This window comes from Paenilisteria newyorkensis (assembly GCF_000766145.1).
GTDB lineage: Bacteria > Bacillota > Bacilli > Lactobacillales > Listeriaceae > Listeria_A > Listeria_A newyorkensis.
In genome coordinates this window covers 138,466-165,356 of the sequence record NZ_JNFB01000024.1, presented here as the reverse complement: position 1 = coordinate 165,356, position 26,891 = coordinate 138,466, and the positions used below count along the sequence as shown (strand labels likewise).

Below are 26,891 nucleotides of genomic sequence, written 5' to 3'. Positions count from 1 at the left end.
GCCCACTCCAAGACGGATTCATAAAAGCGTTCCTACTGATTCCCACCAACCATCAGCTCTCTAAAAAGCCCAACTTTTACTACTAGCTCTTGTCAACGTTTTAATTCATTATTTAAGAACATTCTACCCCATAACCTCAGAATTAGCAAGCCAAAACAGAAAACTTCCCACCATTCCAAATTTGTAATATTCACCTAAAAATTGCATTACATAATCATCAGAGCAACCCTGAAAACCCATGCTATAATAGGCTTACAAACAAGTTTATGATGTGGTTGGCAGCCTAGCTAAGAAAGTAGGTAATGCCATGTTGTTCGTGGTTTCTTCCAGAAAGGAAAAAGCATGACTGTATTCGAATCATTAACGATAGCAAGTAAAAAACCACTCCTAGGCTTGAGAGCTGAGTGGCATTTGAAATTTTCAGGCTGTCACCATCTTAAATGGTGTTTGTAATTGGAAGTTGTGTTTGCCGCACAGCTTCCTTTTCTCATTCATTATAACAATTCCTCTCCTCCTTTGCAATCATCCTCCTCACCCCCGCATTTCAACCCAACAAAGTTTGTGAAATCACAAGTCTGCTTATTGGACAAACCGTAACTAGTTTGCTATAAATAGGGTGGACGTATATCCATTGAAATTCCATTTAGGAGTGATATTGTGATCCTGTTAATCGATAATTACGACTCGTTTACATACAACTTATATCAATATTTATTAGAGCTCGGCAAACAAGTACGTGTTGTGAAAAATGATCAAATAACCGTAGCCGAAGTTTGTGAAATAAATCCCGAATCGATCGTCATTTCACCTGGACCCGGTACACCCGATGACGCAGGAATCAGTCTAGCCGTCATCCGCGAATTTGCTGGTAAAATCCCTATTCTTGGCATCTGTTTGGGTCACCAAGCTATCGTTCAAGCATTTGGCGGTGAAATCATTCGCGCTCCTGAACCCGTTCACGGCAAAACATCGATAATTACAAATGACCAAGAAGGCGTGTTTACAAGCTTAAGCGCGCGTTTTTCTGTGACCAGATATCATTCCCTCGTAGCCGCAGAGTCCCATTTTCCAAACGAATTACTCATCACCGCAAAAACCGAGGATGACCTTATCATGGCCGTTCGTCACCGCAAATTTTTAATAGAAGGCGTTCAATTCCATCCCGAAGCCATTCTTTCCGAACACGGGCACGAAATCTTGGAGAACTTTGTAAAACTAACGGAACGGAGCTACGAAAATGAAAATGCAGTTCGATTTTAAAGGAAAAACACAACTATTCTCGTCTCCCGAAGCCATTATTCAAACGGACAATCTAGATGACGTGATGGAACGCATGAAACAAGTCGAGCAGGCTGTTGATCTCGGCTATTATGTCGCGGGTTATATTGGCTATGAAGCAGCTGCGGCCTTCAATAAAAATCTAATCACACACCAACCCGGCAAAATGCCACTTCTTTGGTTCGGCGTTTTTCGTGAAATGCGTGAGATTGAGCAAACCGCTACTCCACTCTCACAGCCACCAAAATTAGACTGGCAACCAACCACCGACTACAGCTCCTACGCAAAGGGTATCCACTCAATTCGAGAGCAAATCGCAGCCGGAAATACATATCAAACCAACTATACTATCCGGTTACAAAGCGATTTTACAGAGGAAGATGAGAATTTTTACGAACAGCTAAAAACGGCACAGCAAGCGGATTATTCAGCCTATTTATCAACTGGCCGGTTCCATATTTTATCCGCCTCGCCCGAACTTTTTTTCCATTGGAAAGACGGCGTCATCAAAACCAAGCCGATGAAAGGCACCGCAAAGCGCGGCATGACGCTAGAAGATGACTTTAAAGCACGCGACTGGCTAGCAGCTTCTGCAAAAAATCAAGCGGAAAACGTGATGATAGTAGATTTATTACGCAATGACCTCGGCCAAATCGCCAAACCAGGTTCCGTCAAAGTTCCCCAACTATTTGATGTCGAACGCTACCCCACCGTTTGGCAGATGACCTCGACAGTCGTCGCTGAAACATTGCCAGAAGTCCATTTGACAGCTATTTTCGAAGCGCTTTTCCCATGTGGATCCATCACCGGCGCACCTAAAGTGAAAACGATGCAGCTTATCGCCGAATCAGAAACCTCTCCGCGTAATGTATATTGCGGCGCGATCGGCTATGTAACACCAGATAAGGAAGCTATTTTTAACGTCCCGATCCGAACCGTTGTGGTCGACACAGAAGAAAAAACAGCTGAATACGGCGTTGGCGGTGGCATTGTCTGGGATTCACGTAGCGGCGCTGAGTACGAAGAAGTTCAAGCCAAAGCAGCCCTTCTCACCACCTACTTACCAGAATTTGAATTACTGGAAAGTCTACGCTTGGAAGATGGCACCTATTATCGCACCGATTTACATCTAAAACGCATCGAAAAAAGCGCCCATTATTTTGGTTTCACGTGGAACATTGATGCCGCAAATGAGGCCCTAGAAGCATTCGCGAAAGAGCACCCAAACGATATTTGGAAAGTTCGCCTGCTCTCAAATAACGCTGGCGACATTACAGTGGAAGGCACACTCATCATTTCGGATCCAATCACATGGACCGCCCATTTTGCCGACAAGTCCATCACCAGCACCGATCCATTTCTCTATCACAAAACGACCAATCGGACTATGTACGAAAAGCGGCGCCGAATTGACTACGACGAAACGCTACTATGGAATGAACGCGGCGAGATTACAGAATTCATTAACGGTAACCTCGTCGCAGAAATAGACGGGCAACTAGTCACACCAAAACAATCATCCGGCTTACTAGGAGGCACGATGCGCGAAACCCTCCTAGCCGAAAACACGATTACCGAGCGAATCTTGCACCGCAACGACCTGTTAAAAGCCACAAAAACCTGGCTAATCAACAGCGTCCGTGGCTGGGTCAACATCGATTTACATTAATGAAAGAAAGCTAGCCAAACATTCATCAATTTCTCATTTAACTCACAGCAAGTTTTCCTTCCCGACCGTTATTATATAAGTATAAGCTAACAACAAACGAACTTTCATTCTTTCCCCCTTTTTGGATGAAAGCTCGAAACTCCCTTTTTGACCACCGTGGTTCCTCCCTTTTCCACGGTGGTTTTTTTGCGTGTATTTTTATGTTTTTGAATATTAATGCTTTAATTCCTAACCTTGAAGACCTCGCTAAACCTCAGCGAAGCGACAAGTAATTAGATCCTAGGCAAAAGCGCGTACCGACGCGGAATGTACTCAGGTACATGAGCATCGGAACACAGCTTTTAACAACGGAGATGATTGCTTGTCGCTTCGCTGAAAGACGAAACTCCCTTTTTGACCACCTGGTTCCTCCCTTTTCCACGGTGGTTTTTTTGCGTGTATTTTTATGTTGTGTTACTTTTCTTAATTCCTAACCTTGAAAGCCACGCAAAACCTCAGCGAAGTGACAAGTAATTAGATCCTAGGCAAAAGCGCGTACCGACGCGGAATGTACTCAGGTACATGAGCATCGGAACACAGCTTTTAACGACGGAGATGATTGCTTGTCGCTTCGCTGAATGTTGACATATCCAATCGGAATACATATAATTAATAAAAATAGTCAGAAAAAAGGAGGAACAACATGCATTTCACAAAAAAAGCATTTGCAACTGTATCATTAGTAAGCGTTCTATTTTTAGCGGCTTGCGGAGGAAACACAAGCAAAACAAATGAAAAAGCGGCGGAACAAATCAACTTTTTAGAGACAGGGGAATTGCTCACGCTTAATACGACTGCGGAGGAAGACTTTGTTAGTTTCACTGCGCAAAACCAAGTATTTGAAGGGCTCTACACGTTGGATAAAAAGGATAATTTCGTGCCTGGCGTTGCGGCAAGTATGCCCGTAATCAGCAAAGATCAGACGGAATATACGATAAAACTAAGAGATAACGCAAAATGGTCTGATGGTTCGCAAGTCACCGCGGACGATTTTGTATATGCGTGGCGACGCGCGGTTGACCCAAAAACAGCGCCGAGTTATGCAGCACTTTTTAAAGATTCAATTAAAAATGCCACAGAAATTCACGAGGGTAAATTGCCTGTATCAGAACTCGGCGTGACCGCACCAGACAAAGAAACCTTAAAAATCACACTCAAAAAACCAGTGCCTTACTTCATATCGCTACTATCATTCGAAACCTTTTTCCCGCAAAAACAAGCTTTTGTGGAGAAGCAGGGCGACAAATATGGCACAGATGCAGCCCACACGTTGTATAATGGCCCATTCGTTATGAAAAACTGGGATGGAAACACCGCCAAAAAATGGACCTACGCGAAAAACAACGAATACTGGGATAAAAAACAAGTAGCCATCGATGAAATCTCTGTACAGGTAGCAAAAGACATTAATGCTGGTGTAAATCTATACACGACAAAAGAAGCCGACCGTGCACCACTTTCTGGAGAATACGCGAAACAGTATAAAGATCGCTCCGATTTTCTAACCGAAAAAGATGCACTCGTCAGCTACTTACGCCTGAATCAAAAACGTGACGGCAAACCCACACCTCTTGCAAATAACTCTCTGCGTCACGCACTAAATTTAGCAGTAGATAAAGAAGCATTAACAAGCGAAATACTAGGCGACGGCTCATTTCCAGCGAACGGTTTATTGCCAAAAGACTTTGTGCAGAATCCAGAAACAGGCGCTGATTTCCGAGCAGACAGCGGGGATCATCTCACTTTTAATAAAGTAGAAGCGAGCAAATATTTGGCTCAAGCAAAAAAAGAACTGGGAACAGATACAATCACGCTTGAACTTTTAGGCGATGACCAGGATACGACAAAAACGATTTTTACCTTCCTAAAAGATCAATTTGAAAAAAATCTGCCCGGTGTGACGATCAATATTAAGACGATGCCGGCCAAGAGCGCGACGGAGCTGACTCGCACTAGCAATTATGATCTTTCGCTTGCCGCATGGATGCCCGATTTTAAGGATCCGTGGACATATAGCAGTCTATTCCTATCTGATTACTACAACAACAGCATGAATTACAACAGTCCCAAGTACGACCAACTCGTTAAATCGACCGATACAACACTAGCTACAGAGCCAAATGCAAGATGGAACGCCTTTGTCGAATCCGAAAAAGTACTACTTGATGATGATGCTGCAATTCTGCCATTATATCAACACCAAACGGCCGTATTGCAGAATCCGAAAGTAACCGGCGTTCAAAAACACGCTTTCGGCTCACCATACAGCTACAAATTCATAGAAATGGCAAAAAACTAGGAAAACATTCATCAATTTCTCATTTAACTCACAGCAAGTTTTCCTTCCCGACCGTTAATATGTAAGTATAAGCTAACAACAACAAACGAACTTTCATTCTTTCCCCCTTTTTGGATGAAAGCTCGTAAAACTCCCTTTTTGACCACCGTGGTTCCTCCCTTTTCCACGGTGGTTTTTTGTTATGTATTTTTCACCACTTTGTCTAAATTCCTAATGCAGAATGTCACGCCGCACCTCAGCGAAGCGACAAATGCTTAGATCCTAGGCAAAAGCGAGTACCGACGCGGAGCGTACAATTTGTACGTGAGCATCGGAACACAGCTTTTAACGACGGAGATGAGCGGTTGTCGCTTCGCTGAGAGATAAAACTCCCTTTTTGAGCACAAGGTTCCTCCCTTTTCCACGGTGGTTTTTTGTTATGTATTTTTCACCAAACTTTGTCTAAATTCCTAATGCAGAATGTCACGCCACACCTCAGCGAAGCGACAACCACTTAGATCCTAGGCAAAAGCGAGTACCGAAGCAGAGCGTACAATTTGTACGTGAGCATCGGAACACAGCTTTTAACGACGGAGATGAGCGTTTGTCGCTTCGCTGAGAGATAAAACTCCCTTTTTGACCACAAGGTTCCTCCCTTTTCCACGGTGGTTTTTTGTTATGTATTTTTCACCAAACTTTGTCTAAATTCCTAATGCAGAATGTCACGCCACACCTCAGCGAAGCGACAACCACTTAGATCCTAGGCAAAAGCGAGTACCGAAGCAGAGCGTACAATTTGTACGTGAGCATCGGAACACAGCTTTTAACGACGGAGATGAGCGTTTGTCGCTTCGCTGAGAGATAAAACTCCCTTTTTGACCACAAGGTTCCTCCCTTTTCCACGGTGGTTTTTTGTTATGTATTTTTCACCAAACTTTGTCTAAATTCCTAATGCAGAATGTCACGCCGCACCTCAGCGAAGCGACAAATGCTTAAATCCTAGGCAAAAGCGAGTACCGACGCGGAATGTACTAAGGTACACGAGCATCGGAACACAGCTTTTAACGACGGAGATGAGCGGTTGTCGCTTCGCTGAGCGCAAAAAAAGGATTGGAGATATTCCCCAACCCTTGCTTTTAAAAATTCACGACGCGACCATATCCTGCAATGTATCTTTTCCAATAGCCGCTCGAAATATTATCGTATTTTACGCCATTATTTTGTGCGTTGATCATTTTTCCACTGCCGACATAGATACCGACATGCGCGATGCCGCTACCGTAATTGAAGAATACCAAATCGCCTTCTTTTAGCTGATTGGCCTTAATTTTAGTAGATGCATTGTATTGTTGCTTCGCCGTACGTGGAATCGCTTTGTTGATTGATTGTTTGAAAACATAGCTTGTGTAGCCTGAACAATCGAATGAAGTTGGACCAGTTGCGCCCCATTTATACTTTTTGCCTAAATGTTTTTTTGCTTCGACATTCAGTGCCGTAAACGACTGTGCCTTATATGGCGCTAAGCATTTCCCCGATACATACCCCACTTTGCCTTTGTATGTAATGCGGTACCAGTTATTTTTAGTTTTGGCGTTGAATGTAACAGTTGTTCCTGCTTTGTAATATCCAATAATTGCATACTTCACGCTATCCCCAGTTCGAATATTGCTCTCTACAGTTGTCGTCATTTTGTAAGTTGTTGCCGCTTCCCCAGACTTCGGTAATATCAAGACACTTACTGCCAGAATGATTACAAGTAACATAGCCATACATTTGTTCCTAGATTTCAACGTCAAAACATGCACTCCCTTTTCCCCATTTGCAACCCATCATACCAGATGCACATTACAAGGAAGCTACAAACCCGCGTCAATCCCTTTAAATCCAAAAGTTATTTTTCATCAAATTCTAATCTAACTCACAGCAAATTTTTTTCTCGGTGCTTTATTATATATTTATAAGCTAACAACAAGCAAATAAATTTTCATACTTTCCCTTAAGAATGAAAATCCCAAACTCCCTTTTTGACCACCGCGGTTACTCCCTTTTCCGCGGTGGTTTTTTGTTATATATTTTTCTAGAAACTTTGTCTTAATTATAACTCTGAAGGACACGCACACCTCAGCGAAGTGACAAATGCTTAGATCCTAGGCAAAAGCGCGTACCGACGCGGAGCGTACTAAGGTACATTGACTGAAAACAGGGAGGGAGTCTTATCCCCGACCATGTGAGAAGTTATGCGAAACGCAGTGTAGAAGAGCATCGGAACACAGCTTTTAACGACGGAGGTGAGCGTTTGTCGCTTCGCTGAAAGACCAAACTCCCTTTTTGACCACAGTGGTTACTCCCTTTTCCGCGGTGGTTTTTTGTTGTGTATTTTTCTAGAAATTTTGCCTAAATTCCTAATTTCAAAGGACACGCCACACCTCAGCGAAGCGACAAGCTACTTATTGCAACAACTCACAAACCAAATCGAGAAACTATGATTGCTGTGGATTCAACATTTTCCATAGCGATTTTTTTTGCGTTTGAAAAATTTTTTTACAATTACCTTGAAAACGTTTACAATACGTGCTATATTAAACTTAATAAATTTTGTATTTACATATCATATTCTGTAAGGATTGTTACCGTTTATTCGGGCATAACCTAAATGGATTTGAAGTCGCGTCTTTTTGATGCCGCTTGAATCTGTTTGGGTTTCTTTTTTTGACCAGTTTTCAACAGTTTCCCTCAACTGTCGAGATAAAATTTTAACAAAAAAGGAGCAAAAAGATGAAAAAGCAGATGTTAAAGATTTTGATGTTGGTTTGTGGTTTAATGCTAGTCGTTGGTTGCAGTAACACGAGCGCTGACTCTAAGGACAAGGATACCACGGCAAAAGATGGAACGGTTACTTTTTACGTAGTGAGACACGGGAAAACGATGCTTAACACGACAGATCGCGTGCAAGGTTGGTCTGACGCTGTACTTACGCCTGCTGGTGAAGAAGTTGTCACGGATGCCGGTAAAGGTTTGAAAGATGTTAAATTTGGCTCAGCGTACAGCAGTGATAGCGGACGAGCGATTCAGACGGCTGATATTATTTTGAAAGAAAATAAGAAATCCGATGGTGTGGAGTTGAAGACAGATCCGCGCTTCCGTGAGTTTAATTTTGGGACATATGAAGGCGATTTAAATCACAATATGTGGACTGACATCGCAAAAAGCCAGGGAAAAACGCTAGAGCAGTGGCAAAGCGAAGGCATCTCGCCGAAGGATTTCGCCAATAGTGTTGCGGCGCTGGACAAAGAGCGCGTGAAAGACAATGCCAACTGGCCAGCCGAAGACTACGCAACAATCACCGCGCGCCTACAAGAAGGCATTAACGAAGTCGCGAAAAAAGAAAGCAAAAAAGGCGACCACAATGTACTCCTTGTATCCCATGGTTTGAGCATCGGCGCCCTACTTGACAGCATTTCACCGGGCTATAAACTACCAGATGGCGGCTTAAAAAATGCCAGCGTCACAAAAATCGAGTACAAAGACGGCAAATTCACGATTGGCGACGTTAACGACTTAAGCTACGTTGAAAATGGCGCAAAAGAAAAGTAAAACCAATAAACTTGGCGCACGTCATCCAAATACGCGCACCAAGTTTATTTTTTAATTAAATTCTAATCTAGATCACAGCTAAATCTCCCCGACGACAGTTATTATATAGTTATAAGCTAACAAATTAAATTTTTATTCTTTCCCCTGAGAATAAAATCCCAAACTCCCTTTTTGACCACCGCGGTTCCTCCCTTTTCCGCGGTGGTTTTTTGTTATATATTTTTCTAGAAACTTTGTCTTCATTATAATTCTGAAGGTCACGCCACACCTCAGCGAAGCGACAAATGCTTAGATCCTAGGCAAAAGCGCGTACCGACGCGGAGCGTACTAAGGTACATTGACTGAAAACAGGGAGGGAGTCTTATCCCCGACCATGTGAGAAGTTATGCGAAACGCAGTGTAGAAGAGCATCGGAACACAGCTTTTAACGACGGAGGTGAGCGTTTGTCGCTTCGCTGAAAGACCAAACTCCCTTTTTGACCACAGTGGTTCCTCCCTTTTCCGTGGTGGTTTTTTGTTGTATATTTTTCTAGAAATTTTGTCTGAATTATAATTCTGAAGGTCACGCCACACCTCAGCGAAGCACCAATCGATCAGACCCACTCTGAACAATCTCTGCAAAATCCAAAATACCTTTCACACGGTTCTCATACGTTGCGTCTAATTTGATGACTTTTTCATAGCCTTTTTGTGCAATGCGCGCCCTCAACTCGTCATTTCGAGTGTAAAATGCCACTTTTTCAGCTAATTCTTCTGTGCTACCGAAGAAATCTGCTTCCACTCCGGGTTTAAAAATTTCGACATGTTCCTCGGTTCGTGTTCCCAGAAAAAAGCCCCGACATGCTGGAATTTCAAACGTCCGCGCTGTGTGTTGCTCTGCGGATAATTGCGTCAAAAACCCCACCGAAACCTTCGCACCTTGAAAAACTTTCGCCATTTCCTCGCAAAAAATGGGCCGGCCTTCACAATACTTATTTAATTCGTAGTTTTTTGGAATCTTGTCCCACTTTGTTCCCCATACTTTTAAATCATAATTCTCTTTTGCAAGGCTATTTAATGCGTCTGCCCTCGGTGGTTCCATCCTGCCAACGAACGCTACATCGGTTTGGAATCCACGTTTTTCAGCTGCGCTCAACTGTACTGGGTGATGAATATCTGGGTCATATGCATACTTCATAAAGTGCACATTGCGACATCCATACTGCTTATATTTCTCGACTTCGGTTGTCTTCGCAGTCACCACCATATCATACGAAAGAATAGCCTTATCCAAAATCAGCGACGTGTGATAACGATCATCAAAAAGAAAATCTGGATGGAAATGTATCGTTGTAATCCCTCTTAACTTAGCGTACTGAATGATTGCTTCAGTCACCCAGAGCCCCTTCACAACAAATAAAATATCTGGTCGATAGGAGTCAATTGTCCGCTCAATGGTTTTATTGAATTTTTGAAATTTAACTTTCAGCGGAACCTTGCGAACCTTCATGTATAACCGTTCTGGTATGGAATAATTGTAAAAATAGCCGTCCGTTTCAATAATTCGAACGTCACATCCTAGTTTAGAAAAACCATTGAAAAGCGATTTACTATTAGAACCTCGCCAACCCGCTCCAACGGCTAAAACTTTGAGCTGTTTCTTCATATCGCCACTCCTGTTCTAATTTTTAAGTTATTTGTATGTCGCGTTTCTGCTCTATTAAATTGACGAGCGTAGCAGCTAAACCGAGTCCGAGCCACACAATTCGCATTTCGAAAATACTGCTACTGCCAATCGATATCGCTGCAAACGCGACTAAAATACAGATTGGGATTGCTGCTAGTAACTGCTGGTTTTGCGCATATACTCTCATAGTGTGGACAATGAACCATATAGCAAACAAAATGAATGGAAAAAAGCCGAGAATACCCACATCGGATAGGTTCGAAAGCCATAGGTTATGCGCGCTCATCGTTCGCTGCATCGTATCCGGTATATTCGATGTCCCGTATAATGCCGTAAAAACGAATTTTGGCGTGACACCTATGCCGACGCCTAGAAAATGATGCTCTTTGCACAGCTGGAAAATGGTCTCGTACATAAATGCTCTTTGGTTGGTGGAATCTGTTTTTCCCGTGAAATAGGCCGTTAATTGCGCTCCATGTTGAACGAGTAAGAAACATAATCCTATTAGCGTGCTCATGATCAATCCGAAAAAGAACATGATTTTATGATGAAATATTTTGTACAGCATTAGTAAAACGACGACTGCAAAAGCGATCAGCCCAGATCTGGACTCGGTTTCTAAGATGATGAAGGTTAGAATTCCAAGTGCTGCGATGCCGATAAGGCTTTTGAAAATTGTTTTTTTGTGGAAAAGGCAGAGTAGTAAAACTGGGATATAGAATGCGAGGTAGGAGCTGTAATCGTTCGTGTTGACGAGTAGCCCTGTAGGTCGCGTGTCTCCGTAAGATAAAATGTTGCCCGCAGAGTATTTCAGATGATCTCCCGTTAGGCTTTCCCATAGACCAATCGCTATCGTCACGATATAGATGAGTACGATCCACGTTAGAATTTGCTTTAATTTTGCAAAGTTATCGATGTAATAAATAAACGCAAATAGTAGGTAAAATGACTCTATTTGGTAATATATCGCCATGATGCTGAGCAATGGAGATTGCGTCCATAATAAGCTAAAAATAGAATACAAAATCCAGATTATGAACAGGATTAACGGTATTTTGACGCGATCTAATTTCTTGAAATCCTTTTTTTCGAATAAAAATAAAAGCATGTGTAGGATAATTAAAATTCGGAAAAGAAAGAAGCTCGGAAATGCTGGCAGGGCAAGATATGGTCCTAAAAACCCGCTTATCACAACGCCTATAAAAAGATAATAATTCAATTTTTGAAGCGGTATATCCTTCATCATGTAGCAAGTAATCGCGATAACAAGCACCGCCAAAATAGCTGGTACAAAAGGAACCACTACACTCAACAGCATGAAGAAAATAATCACATTTCGTTTTTTACCATCCCAAGTTTCATTCCATCTATTCATGGTAATGTCCTCTCAAATCTGTAGATACAATCGGATTGTTGTTTGCTACATTTATTTAATGAAGTTTTTTATATCTAGATTCGTTGGTGGATCTGGTTTCTCCCACCAAGCTTCTTTTACGAGATTTTCAATGGTATTTTCCGCAAATCTTTTTCTGAGAATTTTAGCAGGGACGCCGCCAACAATCGCGTACGGCGGCACATCTTTCGTTACCACAGCGCCGGCAGCCAATATAGCACCGTCACCGATGTTCACACCTTGCATTACGAGAACTCCCCCGCCTATCCAAACATCGTTCCCAATGACCGGTGGATTTTGAAAATTGTCCCAATCTCTGCTGTCGTAAGTGAATGGTGAGGTGGACAGTTTGTCGATTGGATGTTCATCTAAACCAATTTGGCAGTAAGCGGCAATCGAGCAGTACTTTCCTATAATTCCGGAAGCAATAATCGCCCCTTTATTGACATAGGAATAGTCGCCAATACTCACGTTGCTGCCGATGATAACATCTTTATTGATCCAGCACTCCTTTCCTAATGTAACATTCGCGCCAATTTGACTCGACTGAATTCTGTTTTTTGGAAATCGTTTTCTACATTTAATCAGATTCATATAACCTCTTAGCCCCAATGGCATATACTGTTTCATATTCATATTGTAGATCCCCCATCATTTTTAGAAGCAATCAATGTCCTTAAGCTTATTAATAGTATAAAGGAGCTATGTTTTATTTTCAATACAAAACGAGTTGTTTTTAAATACAAATACTCCTTTTGAGCTCCTTTTTTGTAAACGTATTTTATTATACATCATGGATAAATGCGCTTAATCCTATTATTGCCGTTTTAACCCCGCTTAGAAGCAACTCGAATTGAGTCGTTCCGTGAATGAAATGTCTATACTGTGAACGGAATTTAATATTTTTTACACAATGAAAAAACTGAGCTCGATTTTGCGTTGAGCTCAGTCTATTTTCTATTTAATTAAACCAACCACTGATTCCATCTACAACATAATTCCAAATACCTGCGAAAAAGTCACCGATACTACCGAGCATCAACATAAACCAGTTTGCTTTATCGACATCGTCTTTTGTGACAACATTGATTGTATCGGTTTTCTTGCCGTCTACGTAACCCAGCGTATCACCGTCTTTCAGCTGAACTGTCATTGTCCCGACTTTCGTGTCTTTCTTCACCGGTGCATCGATTGTTTTTTTATCTAATGCCACTTTTTCATCTAGTTTTGGCTCGGTTGTCGTTTTTGGAACAACGATTTTCACAGCGTCTTTCGTCATTAGGGCAACGCTATCTTCCTTGCCTTTATTAACGGCGAGCGTCTCTTTCACCGCTGTATCTGCTTTGCGAACTTCCATTACTTTAAAATTGTTAAAAGCGAAATCGAGCATTTTATTCGTTTCGTCAAAACGGGTTTTGTCATGTGCGCTAGTTCCGCCATTCGCATGCATCACTACTGTAATCACGCGCATACCGTCTTGAACCGCAGTCGCCGTGAGACATTGTCCTGCATAATCAGTCGTTCCTGTCTTCAAACCGTCCACGCCTTCACGCGCATAAATCAAGCCCGGCAGTAACCAATTCCAGTTCGTCATATCAATCTGGTCGCTGGTACCTTCGCGGAATTTCTTCTTAGCAATACTTGATGTTTTCAGCACATCGGGATAGTCTTGAATGATGTGCTGTGCCAGTTTTGCCATGCCACGAGCCGTCATTTGGTTCTCATCTTTCGCGCCTCCAACTTGAAACTTGCCTTTTAAATCGGAGTTATTCAGGCCTGTTGCATTGACAAATTTGTGCGCGCCAAGTTTCAAATCATCGGCCTTCTTGTTCATCATGTCGACGAATTTGGCCTCTGAACCAGCGATTTTTTCAGCAACCGCAATGGCTGCACCGTTCGCAGAATAAATCGCGATGGCTTGATAAAGTTCCTCAACAGAGTATTCCTCGCCACGTCTGAGCGGTACATTGGAAAGCGAGCGATCTTGCGAAATTTCATACGCATAATCCGAAATCGTGACTTTATCGTCCCATTTCAGCTTGCCTTTCGCTACAGCTTCCGAGATTAAGTATTCATTCATCATTTTGGTCATCGATGCAATGCCCATGAGTTGATCCGCATTTTTGCCGTATAAAATTTTTCCTGTGCCTTCTTCAATTGTAATTGCCGCGTTTGCATTGACAGTTGATGGTGCTACTGCCGCATCCGCCGTCACCGGTCCATGTACTAAACTGCTCATTGCCAAAGTTGCCGCTAAAAAGACAACACCTATTTTTGAAAAAATTCTCACCTTACCGCTCCTTCATACGCTATCTTTTTTTATTATTAAACAGTCAAGATCAAGCTCCCTTAGCCTCTTGAAAGGTACTTTAAAATTAGAGATACCTCACCATTCTACCATGAATTAAATGGCTAGTATAGGAACTTTAGTCATGAAATTACTTAATTATCGGCAGCAAAATATGGGATGGATGCTCTACATCGTGGAAAATGGTTTGATTTGCAACAACGCTCTCCGTCGTGTCGATAAAGCTGGCACCTGTATTTGGATTCGCGTCGAACCTTGGGAAGTTACTAGATGATATCTCAACACGAATGGCATGATTTTTCAGAAATACGTTACTTGTAGACCATAAATTAATCGTATATTTATGCAATCCGTTCTGCACTTTATCTCCGTGTTGTTTAGAAGCGCGAATGATGCCTTCTGTGAGATTATAAGCGGTTCCGTCTGGCAGAACATCTATTAATTTAGCCGTGAAATCTGTGTTTATAGCATCTGTTTTCGCCCACAAAACAACTTCGACTGGTCCTGTTACTTCGATTTCCTCGGTAAGCGGGTCTGTTGTGTAACACAATATATCTTCGCGCTCCTCTAAATGGCGTTGATCACGCGGACCATCGGCTTGAATAGCTTTATGAAGCGTTCCACCGCCGTGAGATGGCACCGGATTTTCCGGATCATATGCAAAAACATCACTCGTTTCAGCAGTTTGTGGCCGTTTGAAATCCGCTTTTCCATCACCATGAAGCGTATTCGCCTTGCCTTCGCTGTGGAAATATAATGGCGTGAAATTCGTGTTCTCCAACGGCCAATTTTTAGCTCCCTGCCACTTATTAATTCCCATCGTGAAAATTTGAATCGGCGCTGTGTGCGGTAATGGTTCCCCTTTTAGCCAGTGGTTAAACCATTCTAGGTGGCGCGTATGCATACTTGCCTCACCCCAAGAACCAGCTGCAGTTCCAAAATCACGGTCACCAATCATCGAGATGAAATTGCCATGCGTCCAAGGTCCAATCACGAGTTTGTCTCCAAGGCCTTGACGATGACCCCCAAGGAAGTTCGCGATTGTCTTATCCAGGAAACAGTCATACCACCCCCCGATGTGCAGACCCGGCGTTTTCACTTTATCGTAGTTATCTTTCACACTCGTATTTTTCCAATGCGGATGATCTAGCGGATAATCAAGAATTTCTGTGAAATATGGCATCGCACCAGTACTTTTAATCGGCGGCCAAGCATTAATTGGTTTGAATTTATACCATTCTTCCAAATTATCGAGATCCTTCTCTAACTGTTCAAACGCAACTTCCCGTTCTTTAGGATCCGTAATATGACGCGTAATTAAATCCGGCAAAATCGATTCAATACTCCATGAAGCCCAAGCGCCTAGCTCAAGTGCACCATCATGATCGTTAAACACATCCGTCATATTGTTTTGCGACATCGTTGGGACAATCACTTTCAAACTTGGCGGCTCAGCCATCGCAGCCAATAATTGCGTGTAGCCATAATACGATAATCCAAACATGCCGACCTTCCCGTTTGCTTGTGGTAGTTTCGCCGCCCATTCCACCGTATCGTAGCCATCATTTGCCTCATTTATGTACGGAACAAATTCTCCTTCTGAGCTGAAACGTCCACGCACATCTTGCACAACAACAATATATCCATTCTCCGCCAACACATCTGGGCGTAAGAAATGTAATCCAAAAATCTTGCTATATGGGAGTCTTGTTAGTAAAACTGGAAATTCTCCGTCCGCATCCGGGCGATAAACATCCGCATACAACGTCACACCATCTCGCATTTTTGCCGGAACGTCTTTTTCAATCTTAATTTTGCAATGTTTCACGTGAAACAACCTCCTTCTATATACTTATTATTGTTTCGTATTCTGGCGCTAGAGTCAAGAAAAGCGCGCAAAAAAACCAGAGTCCTTCTAATTTAGCATCAGAAATACTCTAGTCTGTCGTTATTTAAGCGAAAATGGCCACACTTGCTGTCATAATCATAATGGTCACCAATTTGTAGCTTTCATTAATCAGAATTAGCTTAAACGGCTTCATCTCAAACATGTAATTCTTGATTGCCGATAAGATTGCGATGCCAGCAACGAGTAAGCCTCCCAGATAAATATCTAAATCTAGATGAATCAAAACAAAACTCACAAGCACAGCCACTGCCATTTCAACAACAAGTGTCACAATCATCGGGGTTACCGGTGATGCTTTCTGAACAGCTTCCTCCGTTATTCCTACTGCCTTCATCCACGCCTTTCCAAAAAGCACCGAATACCATAGCGCCCCGACTGCAAAAGCAACTAATCCTGCTAATAATGCAATAATGATGTTCATACATAATCCCCCTTCTTCGTGCAAAAACTATATTAGCACGTTTTCGGCGGTTTTAAAACCTTATTATTAATATTTATTCCAGTTCATGGCGAATCAAATCCAGTGGGACTGGCCCAGCAATGCCGATAAATACAAAATCTGTCGAGCCAGTATTCTTCATGCCATGCTTTTCCCCTGGTCTCGCTACACAAACCATCCCTTTTGAGATTTCGACGGACTCGCCGCATTCTGGATAATACGCACCAGAGTCCCCTTCTATACAAATCCAGATATCATCCGCGCGCTTATGAGAATGGAAGTAAAGTTCCTGACCTGGCTTCAAACACCACACAGCACCAACAGTTTGTCCTGTTTCATAAAAAATATTCTTCTTGGCTTGGCTATCATCGAAAGACTTGATTTCATTTACATCAAAAATACGTTCCTTATAATCTTGTACTTTTTTCGCAAACATCATGTAAAGCAACTCCTCTCGAATTTGTGATTATATTCACAAATTATATTTTACACTGGAGGAGACGATAAAGCTTTGTTTCTTTAGACTAATTTTTTAGCACCTTTTTATTTAAATGGGATAAAAAAACTTGATATTTCTATCCGCCGTGTTGTTTAGTTCAACTAGATAGTTTCAGGATTTCGTCTATAATGGCTGACTAACCTTTATGTCCACCAACCATGGATGCTCGCCTTATTCCAGTCGCACCAATTGCTAGACTGCTTGCATGCATCAAAGATTGGAAACCATACCTGTCACGAATTTTGTCTATGGTTCGCTCTAGCTGCTCTTGATTGACAGTCTGGACAGCACTTTCAAACAGGTTTAACTGCGTTCCTTCTTTATAACGAATTTTGCCAAGCTGAATGGATAGACTGCGAATTGGCTCATTAGCGACATGTTTTCGGAATATATGGAGTGCGTAGGTCGTTATTTTCTTACTGCTGTCGGTCGGATGAATCTTCAATTGGCTGCCGAAGCCTTTTAGTGTACTGTAGCGACTATAGCCTATCAACACATGGACAACAGCTGTTTCTGCATGCTCCCGTCGCAATCGCATCGCTATATCTTCCACCATTTCGCGGATGACAATCTCAACTTCCTTGTGATTCGCATAGTCTCGTTCTAATATCTGGCTCTTGCCATAACTCTTCGACAAGGGAACGTACTTCTCTGCCAAATCTGTGTAATCAATACCGTTAGCATGATAAAAAAGTTCCTCTCCAACGATTCCCATCGCGTGGCGCAAATAATTAGGTTCTGCATGTGCTAAATCATAGATGGTATAGATGCCTATGCGATTCAATTGGACTTCTGTTCTGCGTCCGATTCCCCACATCTCTGTCATCGGCTTTACTTGCCACAATTTGTTCGGGACATCAGCATAGCGCCATTCTGCAATCCCATTGGGGTGGTGTTTTGCCTCGACATCTAAGGCTACTTTCGCAAGTAATGGATTCTCTCCAATTCCAATGGTGACATATAGTCGTAACTCATCTAAAATGTCTTGCTGTATCCGTTTTGCGATTGTCATGGTGTCCCCAAATAGACTATGTGAATGGGATACATCCAAAATAGCCTCATCAATGGAGTAAACTAGCAAATGTTCTGGTCCTACATATCGTTTGAATATCGCGATAATCATTTCATTGACTTGAAGATATAATTTCATCCGCGGTTCTGCGACGACAATTCGCGCATCTTCTGGTATTTCGTAACGTCTTGATCCTGTTTTAATATTGAATGTATCCTTCATTTTCTGTGTGGCTGCGAGCACTAAACCGCCTTGGCTTTCTTGATTACTCATCACGACTAAATAGGCCTCTAAAGGGTTTAGACGTCTTTTCACACATTCAACAGAGGCGAAAAAAGCTTTTTACATCGATGCATAGAATATCTCGTTTTGGCGCGCTTTCGTAGTCAATTAGCTGTACCATTTCTCAATCCGCCTCTCTTCTACGTGACGAATGTTGGGTAGCTCAATCGCATGGATGCCCGTACTTGTGCGAATATAAATGCTGTCTCCTTCGATGCCGATTAATTGCCCGATAATATCTGGTTGTGCCTCAGCGCCAATCGGCTGATATTCTTGAATCGCAAGCATCACATGGTTAGAGGTCGCGTGACTTAATACGGATTGGATACTCGCCTCATCCATCGCTACTTTCCACTGCGGCGTTCTATTGGATTGCTCCATATGAGCAGTATGTTCACTCAGTATGAACCCGCCCCACTTCTTTAGTCCTCGATCTTTGTAGGCCATCCTAAATCGCCTCCTGTTTATTGGCTGGATGAAAAATTCGATGCTATTTTCTCCACCACTCTAATTAACAGTATACAAACATATGTTCGTTTTTGCAAGTCACTAAAGAACTATTTAAAATCAAGAACGAATAGGCTACTGGATTTCCAATTTAAAGCATTACACGCAAAAATACACATCCAAAACCAGTCTTGGGTCAGGATGTGCACTGTTTCTTTATTTTAGTTTCAACTTCGCCAACGCTTCTGCCATCGGGTTATTGAACGGTTCTTCTTCTTTCTTGTTTTGCTTCTTCATGTAGTTTGCAACTTCGCTTTTCGAGACGTTTTTATTTTTCTCATTGCCTCGGCGGGCGTTGAATGCGGATAGTTTTTCACGATGACCACACGAGCAAGTGAAGATTTGTTTGTCGCCCTCACCGCGCAGTTCCATGCGTTTATGGCAGTTTGGACAGCGGGCGTTTGTTGTTCTCGCAACGGATTCACGATGGCCACATTCGCGATCTTGACACACGAGCATGGTGCCTTTTTTACCTTTGACTTTAAGCATCAGTTTGCCGCAATCTGGGCACTTGGTCGATGTAATATTATCGTGTTTGAATTTCTTATCGTTTTGCTTGATTTCCGTCACGGCTTTTTTGGCGTAGTCGCGCATTTCGTTCGTAAATGTTGTTTTATCTAGTTGGCCTTTTGCAATTTTCGATAGTTTTTGCTCCCAGATTGCGGTTAGTTCTGGGGATTTCAAGTCGGCTGGCACAAGATCTAGCAACTGACGGCCTTTTGACGTAATCATGATGTCTTTGCCTTGCTTCTCTAGGGAAAAACTGTTGAAAAGTTTCTCGATAATGTCGGCGCGTGTTGCAACGGTGCCAAGTCCGCCTGTCTCGCCGAGCGTTTTCGCCAGATCTTTTTTACCACTGGATAGGCTTGGGTTTTCCATCGCGGAAAGTAATGTTGCTTCATTATATCGAGATGGTGGCTTCGTTTTGCCTGTCGTTAGCTGGATGTCGCGAACCTTCAACTGCTCGCCTTTTTTCAATTTTGTTACCGTATCTGTGTCGTTGTCTTCATTATAGACGGCTTTCCAACCGAGTGATTTCACGACTTTGCCTTTTAAGCCGAAAGTTTCGTTGCCGATTTTGGCTTGCACGGCGGTTTCTTCATACACGAACGGTGCGGAAAGGACGGCCAAAAAGCGCTTCACAACAAGGTCATAAATCTTGCGTTCGCGGTCGTTTAAATCGGACAAACTTGGCGTTTCTTCCGTCGGGATAATCGCGTGGTGATCGCTTACTTTGCTATTATCGACGAATGACTTGTTCGCCTTGATAGGCTTCGATGCAACGGTGCGTGCCGGTTTCGCGTACGGACCAATGCCACACGCTTCGACGCGTTCTTTCAACGTTGGCACGATATCATCGGAAATAAAGCGTGAATCAGTACGCGGATACGTCAGAATTTTATGGCGTTCATATAGAGCTTGCATGATATTGAGCGTTTCTTTAGCGGAAAAATCGAAGCGTTTATTGGCGTCACGTTGCAGTTCCGTCAAATCGTACAGACCCGGCGCGTGCGTTTTCTTCTCTTTCACAGCCACATCGGTAATCACGGCTTCCTTCCCATTCAGGCTCCGCGCGATTTTCTCAGCCTCGGCCTCATCAAAAGTCTGGCCTTTACTCCAAGCAAAGCTACCTTGTTCCGTCACCGCGGTCAATTGGTAAAATTCCTTGGGCTTAAATTGGCGAATTTCTTCTTCGCGCCCAGCAATCATCGCAAGTGTCGGCGTTTGCACGCGTCCACAAGAAAGTTGCGCGTTATATTTTGTCGTCAGGGCACGCGTGGCATTGATTCCAACCACCCAGTCAGCTTCAGAACGCGCCTCAGCGGAACGATACAGGTTTTCGTAAGCTTTGCCCGGTTGTAATTTACTGAATCCTTCACGAATCGCCTTGTCGGTTACAGACGAAATCCAGAGACGCTTGATCGGCTTCTTCACTTTGGCATATTCGATAATCCAACGCGCCACGAGCTCACCCTCACGCCCTGCATCCGTTGCAATGACAATGGAATCCACGTCTTTACGCGTCATCAGACTTTTCACCGTTTCATATTGTTTACGCGTTTGTTTGATTGGTACGAGTTTCATTTTTTGCGGGAGCATCGGTAAATCTTCCATGTTCCACGATTTATATTTGGCGTCGTAATTCTCTGGATCGGCGAGCGTGATTAAGTGGCCCAGCGCCCAAGTTACGATATATTTCGAGCCTTCCAGGTAGCCGTTCTTGCCTTGTTTGCAGCCAAGAACGCGCGCAATATCTTTCCCAACAGAAGGTTTCTCTGCTAAAACTACTGTTTTTGTCATTTTAAAATTCCTTTCTGGATTATGAGATATGTTTATTCTATCATAAATGAGCTTAACATACTCCAAACGCCAATCAAAACCCGGATAGAAGCCATGTTACAGCTCCGATCCGGGTTCTTTTTACTTATTCTTTCTTGTCTTCGTCTTTATCTTTTTTCGAGCGTTTTCCTAACCAGAATGCTAGGAGTACGAGTAGAATAAGTGCTAGCGCGCCGCCTGCTACGTACCACCAGGTGTAGTCTTTCTCAAGTTCTACCGCGGTGTCGTTCAGTTTCTTCGCGTCGTCGCCCTTAATGGTGAATTCTTCATCCCATTTCCATGTTTTATCTCCGGATGTTGCTACCATTTTCAAACGGTATTTCCCGGCTTTTAGTGGCTGGTTTTCCCAATCGATTGCATAGTTAAAATTGGAATTTGGCGCCATTCTTAAATTATCGCGTTTTGCTTGGTGCAACACTTGATCGTCCCCTGATTTGTAAACTTTCGCGTCAATCATTAGCGGTTTGATCATCGTCGCTTCTGGATTTTGCAGGTTCGCCGTCACCACGTTGCGATAATTGATTTGTTGCGGTTTAATCGCATGCAATTTCATGTCAGGCTCTACAACCGTATCGTTTTCCGATAGTTGCACACCGACTACATACGCATAGCGATTCTTGATTTGTACCCCTTTGCCATCTTCTTTTTTCGCGTCAGGGTCTTCTTTTTCAATGAATTGTAAGCCGCCTAAAATAATGCCGTCAAAGGACGCAGCGGGCATCGTTACCGTTACCTTGATTGTCTTACTGCTGTTCGCGGGAAGCACGGCCTCATCGTCGGTTTTCGCAATTTCGGAAAATGGTGTTTTCAGCGATTTGTCCAGTTTCGGATCGGTTTGGCTGTAGTCCACAATCCCATTATCGTTGGTAACCGCCGTGTTTGCGTTGGTTTCAATCGTGATTTCCTTATCTGTATCGTTTTTAAGTACAACCTCTAAATCCTGTTTTTGACCCGGTTTCATGCGTAAGTCGAAGTATGTTTTGGATTTATCGATTTGGTTATCTGGAATAACCGCCGTTACCGAGAAATTCGCGGCCGCCTCAGGGCTTAACGGATGAAATAACACCCCTATCAACATAATGGGCAACACTAAAAGTAACATGAACTTCTTCACAAAATCCCAACTCCTTTCAATTCTCTCTTTTAAAAAATAGTTTATATTCCTCCATTACCAGTACCCGTTGATTCGGTTTTAAAAACTAAAAAATTTTTCATGTTTCCGTAAAAAAAGGATTGTTTTGGTGAACGTTTTGTGACTATCGTCTTTTTCACCCTTTTTAGCAACAAAAAAAGATAGCATCCCAATTTAAGCTCACTTATGCTTGTAACAGTACAGTATAGAAAGGGTGGAAATAGTGAAAAAAATACAAATCTATTCTTGGATGACATGCTTAATTATTGCCATTTTTGTGATTTTACCATTATCAACAAAAGCGGCGGAAAACGGCTTTATTCCAACTGTAAACATTGTTACAACGACTGGAAATGTGGTCGATCTACCGTCAGAAGTGGATCAGGCAGACAGAGCTTATAAGTTAACGAAAGCAAAAGTACGATGGGACGCTGTTGATCCAGCAATTTTTAACGGGGTTGGGGAACATGTAATACATGGAACAACCGAAAATGGGCAGCGTGCCGTGAAAGGTGTGATTCATGTTTTTGCGAATACGAAGCCGGTGAATGTGGCTGCGATTGGCGATAGTATCACATATGGTATGAATGTGGAGAATTGGGCTTATAATGCTTATCCGAAACAGCTGAACAATCGGCTTGGAACGAATTACAATGTCACAAATTATGGGAATAGCGGGAAAACGTTGCTGGAGAGCGGAAATGATCCGTATATTCGCACGACTCAGTATACGCAAAGCCTTGCTTCTAATCCAAATGTCGTGATTATTCAACTCGGAACAAATGATTCGAAACCTGCGAATTTTGCGAAAATCGATTCGTTTGTTGGCGATTACGTGAAGTTAATTAACAAATATCAGACGCTGGCGATGAAACCTGTTGTCTATGTAGCGCTACCACCAGTCGTGTTTAACACGGCGTACACGATTAACCAAGCAAATATGGATAAAATTTTGCCAAAAATCGTGGAAGCTGCTGAAAAAGCGAATGTGGACGTTTCGATTATCGATAATCAGACGGCGACGGTTGGCGCGAAGGAGTTTGTGCCTGATAATGTGCATCCGAATGGAAAAGGCGCCGCGATTTTGGCAAACAATGTGTACCATACGATAACAGGAGAGCAACCTGAATTATCTGGAAAAGTAGCGGCGAATGCCTATAATACGAGCTATGGCGCGATTAATGCGATTCCTACTACAGCAGACAAAACGCTATTTTTATCCAACATTTCGACGCAAAACTGGGTTTCTTATAAAAATGTGAATTTTGATAAGTCTCTTGGTAACTTACAAATGTCAGCAGCGGTTCCCTATAATGCCACAACGGTTGAAGTGAGGCTGGATAGTCCAACTGGTACCAAGATTGGGACGAAAGCGCTGAAGCAAACTGGAAACGTGAATACATGGGCATTAAACACAATTCCGACAACGGATGTGACAGGTACGCATGATGTCTATTTTGTCTTTAGCCGACCTTCTACAGCAGCGAGTGTTGAGGTGGCGCGTTTAGGAAGTATCGATTTTTCCTATGATGCCACGAAGCCTACCGAAATTATGTCCGCACAAGACCTTGAAGCAGCTTTGGCAAGTGGACTGACGAATCTGAAATTGATGAACAACATTACGTTTACGAAGAATTTACAGCTTTCTGACGACACAAAATTAAACCTAAATGGCTTCACGATGGACACCGCCAATTATTATTTAAGCAAAAATGACACGGTTGGAAAACGCATTCAATTTGACATTTTTGGTGGTAATGTCGCTGGTAAGAACGCCTACGGGAGCATTTACAGCGCCACTTCTGAGAATAGCAACTACGGCATGAATATTAACGCGAAGGACATTACGTTTAACGGGACTCTCTTTATTCGCAATAACGTGCTAAACGCAATCGTGACTTTTGATGGTCATAATGTAATTAAATCGACGACCGGCAGCAATGTCTACGTTCGCAACATGACGATCAAGGCGGGCGCATATTACTACGGTTCCACGGAGGGCGGCGGTTCATCCAATGAAAGTGGCTCGACGGTTATCACGATGGGCATTGGCAATACCGATAAGAATTTCATCGTAGAACCTCAGGCAAAAGTCGAGCTGTACCCCGGCAGCAAAGGTACGGGTTACGGACAAAATGCGATTTACGGTTTCTCAAAAATCAATATTGCAGACGGCGCTAGTTTCACGGCAAGCGGTGCTAGACCAATGATTCGTACGGAATATACGGCAAAAAATGCACGTGTAGAAGTTGCGCCAAATGCGGTATTTGATGTTCGCACAACAGAAGCAGCAGAAGGGTTTTCGTTCAGCTACGGCATTGATTACGTTTTCAATCACGCCATGTATCTGAACTTGGAGAGCCCAACTAAAACGAGCTTCATGTACGCCCACCGCAACAGTTCCATAAGCATTTACGGTGGCAAAATCAGCGTCTGGACTGCGGCAAATAGCACACAAAATTGGGATTCCGTCGATGTTTTCCAACTGAATAATATTCTTAGCGGCAAAAATATGGGCACATTAACGACAAACTCGGCCGAACTGAAAAACACATTCGGTAGTCTTGCGAATTATGTAAGACTCACGAATCAAAATTAAACGAAAAATAGCCGTATCTGGACTCGATAATCGTCCAAATACGGCTGTTTTTTCACGCTTGTTTCTGCAAAACTTCCAAAAATTCCGCGCCATATTTCTCAAGCTTGTTCATACCAACACCTTTGATTTCCAAAAATGCCTCTTCGTCTTTCGGCAAGTATTCACACATTTGCCGTAGCGTTTCGTCAGAGAAAATAATATACGGTGGGACTTTGTGTTTCGATGCCAGTTCCCGGCGTACTTCTCGCAATTCCCCGAACAATCCTTCGTCCACATCAATCGATACTTTCGTAACTTTACGCGCCGTTTTCCGCGTCACTTTCTCTTTACCGAGTAGCACGTTAACCGCCTCGTTCGTCAGTTTCAATGATGGAAATTGGCTATCCGTATACGCTAAATACTTCTCCGCCGCCAAATAATCAATCAATTGCAGCACATCTTTTTGCGAGCGGTCCTTCATCAAGCCATGCGTCGATAACTCCTCCAAACGCCACTGCTGGATTTTCTGATCCTTCGAGCCCGTCAACACTTTGGCAACCATCACTTTTCCGAACCGTTCTTGCATTCTTTTTATACATGAAAAGACTTGCTGTGCCTCAATCGTGATGTCCTGCGCCTCTCGCGTATCTAGGCAATTCCCGCAACGTCCGCAGTTCTCGCCTTCCTCGCCAAAATACTGCACAATATATTTCTGCAAACAAATCTCCGTGTAGCCGTAACCCGCCATTTGACGCAGTTTTGAATACTCATTTTGCTTGCGTTCCTCGTCCATTTCCGACTGATCAATCAAAAAATGCTGAATATGCGTGTCTTGCGGACCAAACAGCAAAATACAATCACTCGCAACGCCGTCACGCCCAGCACGTCCCGCTTCCTGATAATATGCCTCCACATTTCGCGGCAAATTATAATGAATCACGTAACGCACATTCGACTTGTTAATTCCCATACCAAACGCATTCGTCGCCACCATCACGCGCACATCATCGTACAGAAACTTCTCCTGCCAACCGTTACGCTCCTTGTCCGACATGCCACCATGATATTTCCCCGTCGGAATACCCTTCTTACTCAGCATCTCGTACAGCCGCTCCACCTCTTTACGCGTCGCCGCATACACGATTCCCGACTGCTCACCGTTCGTTTTCACATAGTCCAGCAAATACTTATCACGATCCTGCCCCTTCACAACCTGAAAAGCCAAGTTCTCCCGTGCAAATCCCGTCTGAACAATGCTATCCGGGCCAATGTCCAGTAGCTTCATGATGTCATCCGAAACCGTTGGCGTAGCCGTCGCCGTCAGCGCAATAATTAGCGGTCGCGGATGAATCCGATTCAGCGTATCACACAGCGTCAAATAACTCGGCCGAAAATCATGTCCCCAATGCGAAATACAATGCGCCTCATCAATCGCAAAAAGCGCAATATCCGTCGTGTCCACCAACCGCTGAAAGCTCGCCGTCTCCAAACGCTCAGGCGCGATATAAAGCAGTTTTACCGCCCCATTTTCCGCATCCCACAATCGGTTATCAATCTCATTTCCAGTCAATGAACTATTCACAAACGTCGCCGGAATCCCCTGCTCATTCAGCGCATCCACCTGATCCTTCATCAACGAAATCAGCGGCGAAACAACAATCGTCAAGCCGTCCAAAACTAGCGCTGGAATCTGGTAACAAAGCGATTTCCCGCCCCCAGTTGGCATAATCGCCAGCGTATCCTTGCGCGCATACAAGTTCCGCAATACATCCTCTTGCCCATCACGAAACGACGAATAACCAAAGCTCTCCTGCAAAACCTGCTGCGACCTACTCCAATATTGTTCTATCATTTTGACCTAGCACCTACCTTTATCTCCCGTTCAAAACTTTTCTATCTATCCAGTATACCGTTTTTCACCAAACAAAAGAAGGGCTTTCGCGAAATCCGTTTTTTCAAGGATACTTC

Annotated in this window: 17 protein-coding genes, 1 pseudogene and 1 other annotated feature (1 of these 19 running past the window's edge); of the genes and pseudogenes, 5 read left to right on the top strand and 13 right to left on the bottom strand. The window is 43.2% G+C overall.

Features of this window, described 5'->3' with window-relative positions; translation table 11 throughout:
- Nucleotides 1-105 (bottom strand) — a binding site (T-box leader) (it extends 112 nt beyond the left edge of the window).
- A gap of 552 nt (nt 106-657) precedes the next feature.
- The 3 genes from EP58_RS10025 to EP58_RS10015 all read left to right on the top strand — a co-directional run bounded on the left by EP58_RS10025 (nt 658) and on the right by EP58_RS10015 (nt 5,285).
- On the top strand, nt 658-1,260 hold the full coding sequence (locus EP58_RS10025; protein ID WP_036093052.1) for an anthranilate synthase component II: 603 nt from the start codon (nt 658-660) through the stop codon (nt 1,258-1,260).
- A complete protein-coding gene (gene pabB, locus EP58_RS10020; RefSeq protein WP_036093050.1) occupies nt 1,238-2,947 on the top strand; it encodes an aminodeoxychorismate synthase component I in 1,710 nt (569 codons plus the stop codon). The genes EP58_RS10025 and pabB overlap by 23 nt, the downstream gene beginning before the upstream one ends.
- 682 nt (nt 2,948-3,629) lie before the next feature.
- The gene (locus tag EP58_RS10015) at nt 3,630-5,285 is read left to right on the top strand and encodes a peptide ABC transporter substrate-binding protein (RefSeq protein ID WP_036093048.1); all 1,656 of its coding nucleotides are present in this window, start codon (nt 3,630-3,632) and stop codon (nt 5,283-5,285) included.
- Nucleotides 5,286-6,400: 1,115 nt separating this feature from the next.
- Here EP58_RS10015 and EP58_RS10010 read toward each other — a convergent pair.
- A complete protein-coding gene (locus EP58_RS10010; RefSeq protein ID WP_036093047.1) occupies nt 6,401-7,033 on the bottom strand; it encodes an NlpC/P60 family protein in 633 nt (210 codons plus the stop codon).
- A gap of 1,006 nt (nt 7,034-8,039) precedes the next feature.
- Between EP58_RS10010 and EP58_RS10005 the strand changes: the two genes are divergently transcribed.
- The gene (locus EP58_RS10005) at nt 8,040-8,858 is read left to right on the top strand and encodes a histidine phosphatase family protein (RefSeq protein WP_036093046.1); all 819 of its coding nucleotides are present in this window, start codon (nt 8,040-8,042) and stop codon (nt 8,856-8,858) included.
- Nucleotides 8,859-9,432: 574 nt separating this feature from the next.
- Here the strand turns inward: EP58_RS10005 and EP58_RS10000 are convergent.
- From EP58_RS10000 to EP58_RS09950, 11 genes and pseudogenes are all read right to left on the bottom strand, one after another.
- The gene (locus EP58_RS10000) at nt 9,433-10,503 is read right to left on the bottom strand and encodes a CgeB family protein (RefSeq protein WP_052164975.1); all 1,071 of its coding nucleotides are present in this window, start codon (nt 10,501-10,503) and stop codon (nt 9,433-9,435) included.
- A gap of 22 nt (nt 10,504-10,525) precedes the next feature.
- Nucleotides 10,526-11,899, bottom strand: coding sequence for an O-antigen ligase family protein (locus tag EP58_RS09995; protein ID WP_036093044.1), 1,374 nt, complete (start codon nt 11,897-11,899; stop codon nt 10,526-10,528).
- Nucleotides 11,900-11,950: 51 nt separating this feature from the next.
- On the bottom strand, nt 11,951-12,553 hold the full coding sequence (locus EP58_RS17815; protein ID WP_036093043.1) for a xenobiotic acyltransferase family protein: 603 nt from the start codon (nt 12,551-12,553) through the stop codon (nt 11,951-11,953).
- A 325-nt stretch (nt 12,554-12,878) separates the two neighbouring features.
- Entirely contained in the window at nt 12,879-14,156 is a 1,278-nt protein-coding gene (gene pbpD1, locus EP58_RS09985) for a D-alanyl-D-alanine carboxypeptidase PBPD1 (protein WP_052171440.1), read from the bottom strand.
- Between the two features lie 199 nt (nt 14,157-14,355).
- A complete protein-coding gene (locus EP58_RS09980) occupies nt 14,356-16,053 on the bottom strand; it encodes a CocE/NonD family hydrolase (RefSeq protein WP_036093040.1) in 1,698 nt (565 codons plus the stop codon).
- Between the two features lie 124 nt (nt 16,054-16,177).
- A complete protein-coding gene (locus EP58_RS09975; RefSeq protein WP_036093038.1) occupies nt 16,178-16,555 on the bottom strand; it encodes a DUF1761 domain-containing protein in 378 nt (125 codons plus the stop codon).
- A 73-nt stretch (nt 16,556-16,628) separates the two neighbouring features.
- Nucleotides 16,629-17,012: a cupin domain-containing protein gene (locus EP58_RS09970; RefSeq protein WP_241481010.1), complete on the bottom strand. Its 384-nt coding sequence runs from the start codon at nt 17,010-17,012 to the stop codon at nt 16,629-16,631.
- Between the two features lie 196 nt (nt 17,013-17,208).
- Nucleotides 17,209-18,487: pseudogene (locus EP58_RS09965) on the bottom strand (Y-family DNA polymerase).
- A complete protein-coding gene (locus EP58_RS09960; protein ID WP_036093035.1) occupies nt 18,475-18,813 on the bottom strand; it encodes a hypothetical protein in 339 nt (112 codons plus the stop codon). Before EP58_RS09960 ends, EP58_RS09965 begins: the two are co-directional and overlap by 13 nt.
- A gap of 216 nt (nt 18,814-19,029) precedes the next feature.
- The gene (locus tag EP58_RS09955; protein ID WP_036093033.1) at nt 19,030-21,174 is read right to left on the bottom strand and encodes a DNA topoisomerase III; all 2,145 of its coding nucleotides are present in this window, start codon (nt 21,172-21,174) and stop codon (nt 19,030-19,032) included.
- Nucleotides 21,175-21,298: 124 nt separating this feature from the next.
- Nucleotides 21,299-22,315 carry a WxLIP family cell surface protein gene (locus EP58_RS09950; protein ID WP_036093207.1) on the bottom strand — a complete coding sequence of 339 codons (1,017 nt, stop codon included), beginning with the start codon at nt 22,313-22,315 and terminating at the stop codon, nt 21,299-21,301.
- A 253-nt stretch (nt 22,316-22,568) separates the two neighbouring features.
- Between EP58_RS09950 and EP58_RS17010 the strand changes: the two genes are divergently transcribed.
- Nucleotides 22,569-24,944: a GDSL-type esterase/lipase family protein gene (locus EP58_RS17010; RefSeq protein ID WP_052171427.1), complete on the top strand. Its 2,376-nt coding sequence runs from the start codon at nt 22,569-22,571 to the stop codon at nt 24,942-24,944.
- Between the two features lie 52 nt (nt 24,945-24,996).
- Here EP58_RS17010 and recQ read toward each other — a convergent pair whose 3' ends face one another.
- A complete protein-coding gene (gene recQ / locus EP58_RS09940) occupies nt 24,997-26,775 on the bottom strand; it encodes a DNA helicase RecQ (RefSeq protein ID WP_036093032.1) in 1,779 nt (592 codons plus the stop codon).
- Nucleotides 26,776-26,891: the final 116 nt, after the last annotated feature.